Raw genomic sequence first — 3,785 nt, 5'->3', positions numbered from 1 at the left:
GGTGGGCGCGGCCTCCTCGGGCCCGTCCGGGGCGTCTCCCGACAGCACGGCGGAGACCCGCTTGACCAGGTCGGCGACGAGCGAGGCACGCCAGGACGACCATGCGGCGGGTCCGGTGGCGAGGGCGTCCGCCTCGGTGAGGGCGTGCAGCAGTTCGAGGGTGCCCTGGGCGCCGACGGCGTCGGCGACCGCGCGTACGGTGGCGGGGTCCTCCAGGTCGCGCCGGGTGGCGGTCTCGACGAGCAGCAGATGGTGGCGTACGAGGGTGGCGATCACGGTGACGTCGTGCTGGTCGAAGCCGATGCGGGCGGCCACGTCCCGGGCGATGACCTCGCCGGCCACCGAGTGGTCGCCGGGCCAGCCCTTGCCGATGTCGTGCAGCAGCGCGGCGACCAGCAGCAGGTCGGGGCGGCTGACGCGGCGGGTGAACGCGGAGGCGCGTACGGCGGTCTCGATGAGGTGCCGGTCGACGGTCCACAGGTGCACGGCGTTGCGCTGCGGGCGGCAGCGCACCCGGTCCCAGTCCGGCAGCAGCAGGCTGACCAGGCCCTCCGCCTCCAGTGCCTCCCAGACCTCGACGGTGGGACGCCCCGAGCCCAGCAGGGTGACGAGCTGTTCGCGGGCCTCGGCGGGCCAGGGCGCGGGCAGGGGGCGTACGCCGGCCGCCATGCGCCGTACGGCGTGCAGGGAGAGCGGGAGTCCGGCCTGGGCGGCGGCGGCCGCGGCACGCAGGGGGAGCACGGGGTCGCGTTCGGGGCGCGCCGCGCGGGCGAGCACCACCTCACCGTCCTGTTCCACCACTCCCTCGGCCAGCGGGGAACGCTCGGGCGCGGGCTTCCCGCCGCCCAGCATGGCGCGCAGCCGGGGCCGCACCGCACGGGAGCGCAGGACGCGTCCCACTTCGCGCCAGGTGACGTCACCGGCGTAGGCGATGACCCGCGCGGCCTCGTAGACCTGCCGCAGCAGCGCGTCCGCGTCGAGCACGCCCAGTTCGGCCGCGACCTGGTCCTGTTCCTGGAGCGCGAGCCGGTCGGTGGCACGCCCGGTCGTCAGGTGCAGGGCGTCCCGTACGTCGAGGAGCCGACGGCGGGCGTCGGCGAGGCCCTCGCGCGGGGCGTCGGCGAGCCAGGAGGCGGCCACCGCGCGCAGGGCGGTGGCGTCGCGCAGTCCGCCGCGGGCCTCCTTGAGGTCGGGTTCCAGGAGGTACTGCAGTTCGCCCTGGCGTTCGGCACGTTCCTCGCACAGCTCCCGCAGGGCGGGGAGGCGTTTCGGTGCCTGGTTGCGCCAGTCGGCGAGCACCGCCGTGCGCAGCGCGGTGGTGAGGCCGAGGTCGCCGGCGATGTGCCGGGCGTCCAGCAGCCCGAGCTGCACCTTGAGGTCCTCGCCCGCCGTCCTGCGGGCCTCGGCGGGGGTGCGGACGGAGTGGTCGAGGGCGAGGCCCAGGTCCCAGACGGGGTACCAGAGGCGGTCCGCGAGGGCGGCGACCGCCTCGGGGGCGGTGCCGTCGTGCAGCAGGAGCAGATCGAGGTCGCTGCGCGGTGAGAGCTCCGCGCGCCCGTAGCCGCCCACGGCTACCAGTGACACGCCGCGCGCCCCCTTCGCGCCCGCCTCGAACAGTCCGCCGAGCCAGTCGTCGGTGAGGTCCGCGAGGGCGGTACGGCGCGGCGGCCCGGACCGCGTCTCCTCGGTGAGGAGGCGCAGCCGGGCCGCCGCGTAACCGCCGGGTCCCGAGTCCTCTGCTTCTTTCGTCACGTTCGTACTCGTCACCCGGCGGCTCCCGTTCTCGTGTGTCAGAGCGCGTCCGGACCGCGCTCGCCGGTCCGCACCCGTACGGCCGTCTCGACCGGGATCGACCAGACCTTGCCGTCACCGATCTTTCCGGTGCGGGCCGCCTTGACCACGACGTCGATGAGCTGCTCGGCGTCGTCGTCCTCGACCAGCACCTCGATGCGGATCTTGGGCACCAGGTCGACGGTGTACTCGGCGCCCCGGTAGACCTCGGTGTGGCCGCGCTGGCGGCCGTAGCCGCTGGCCTCGGTGACGGTCAGTCCGTGTACTCCGAAGGCCTGCAGGGCCTCCTTGATCTCGTCGAGCCGGTGCGGCTTCACGACGGCGGTGATGAGCTTCATGCGTCCACCTTCTTGCTCTCGGCCGGGGCGACGGGGGCGGTGGCCGCGGTGCGGGCCGCGCCGCCGCCGGCGCCGCTGAAGTCGTATGCGGTCTCGGCGTGCTCGGCCTGGTCGATGCCGGCCACCTCGTCGTCCTCGGAGACTCGCATGCCGATGGTCTTGTCGAGGAGGAAGGCGAGGACCGCGGAGACGACCAGGGAGTAGGCGAGGACGCCGAAGACGCCGGCGCACTGCTTCCAGAACTGGTCCAGGCCGCCGCCGTAGAAGAGGCCCGCGACGTCGGACTGGCCCTTGCCGGTGGCGAAGAAGCCGATGAGCAGGGAGCCGAGGATGCCGCCGACGAGGTGCACGCCGACGACGTCGAGGGAGTCGTCGTAGCCGAGCTTGTACTTGAGGCCGACGGCCATGGCGCACAGCACACCGGCGACGACGCCGACGGCGATCGCGCCGAGCGGGGAGACCGCGCCGCCGGCCGGGGTGATGGCGACCAGACCGGCGACCGCGCCGGAGGCGGCGCCCAGCGTGGTGAACGCGCCGTGGCGGATCTTCTCGTAGGCGAGCCAGCCGAGGACGGCGGCACCGGTGGCGACCTGGGTGTTGACGAACATCAGCGCGCCGACGCCGTCGTCGTTGCCGAGCCAGGAGCCGGCGTTGAAGCCGAACCAGCCGAACCACAGGAGCCCGGCGCCGAGCATGACCAGCGGGAGGCTGTGCGGGCGCATCGGGTCCTTCTTGAAGCCGACGCGCTTGCCGATCACCAGGATCACACCGAGCGCGGCGGCACCGGCGTTGATGTGGACCGCCGTACCACCGGCGAAGTCGATGACGCCCAGTTCGAAGGCCCAGCCGCCGGCGCCCCAGACCCAGTGCGCGACCGGGAAGTAGACGACGGTGGCCCACAGGGCGACGAACAGCGCCCACGCGGTGAACTTCACGCGGTCCGCGAGGGCGCCGCTGATCAGCGCGGGCGTGAGGACGGCGAACATCAGCTGGAAGACCAGGAAGACGAAGACGGGGATGGTGTAGCCGTCCCACAGCTCCGTCAGGCCGATGTCGCTCAGTCCGACCCAGTCGGAGTTCCAGCCGATGACGCTCCCGGAGTCGGTGCCGAACGCCATGGAGAAGCCGTACAGCACCCACAGGACGGTGACGATGCCGAGGCTGATGAAGCTCATCATCAGCATGTTCAGAGTGCTCTTGACGCGGACCATGCCTCCGTAGAAGAAGGCGAGACCCGGGGTCATGAGCATCACCAGGGCGGAACAGATGAGCATGAACCCTGTGTTGGCGGCGGACAGCGTGGGCGCGTCTGCGGCCAGGGTGATGGCTGGTGCCATCGGCGTCTCCTCGTCGTTGGTACGGCCCCGTGCGGGCGAAGCCTTGAGCGGATTGAGGGGTGGGCCGGTTATGCGCCATGAGATTGGCGCAGCGCCGTTTCGGTGGAAGCCCCTCGTTGTTTCGCCGCCGTGACGAAGGCACCTGGCGTGTTACGGGTCGATGAACTGCCGGATCCGGGGCGCGCCGATCGTTATCGTGGCGCAACCTTCGGTGTACGGCGGTGAACCGTGGCCGGGGAGACACACGACCGGCCGCGGCCGGCCTCCGAATGACCTGGCATGGGGGAGCCGAGTCGGGCAGTTCGGGAGGGCCGGCCGC

At 72.4% G+C, this 3,785-nt stretch carries 3 protein-coding genes; all 3 read right to left on the bottom strand.

The genetic code is table 11. The annotated features are described in order from the left end of the window. Nucleotides 1-1,767, bottom strand: a 1,767-nt coding sequence (locus B7767_RS27815; RefSeq protein ID WP_085574580.1) for a [protein-PII] uridylyltransferase, incomplete at its 3' end; no start/stop codon positions are given. A 23-nt stretch (nt 1,768-1,790) separates the two neighbouring features. Then, nucleotides 1,791-2,129 (bottom strand): P-II family nitrogen regulator, encoded by a 339-nt coding sequence (locus B7767_RS27810; protein ID WP_030231663.1) that lies wholly within the window; start codon nt 2,127-2,129, stop codon nt 1,791-1,793. Further along, entirely contained in the window at nt 2,126-3,466 is a 1,341-nt protein-coding gene (locus tag B7767_RS27805; protein WP_085574579.1) for an ammonium transporter, read from the bottom strand. The genes B7767_RS27810 and B7767_RS27805 overlap by 4 nt, the downstream gene beginning before the upstream one ends. Nucleotides 3,467-3,785 lie beyond the last annotated feature (319 nt).

Origin of the sequence: Streptomyces sp. 13-12-16 (genome assembly GCF_002114215.1) — a bacterium.
Taxonomy (GTDB): domain Bacteria; phylum Actinomycetota; class Actinomycetes; order Streptomycetales; family Streptomycetaceae; genus Streptomyces.
This window is presented reverse-complemented; position numbering and strand designations above follow the sequence as displayed.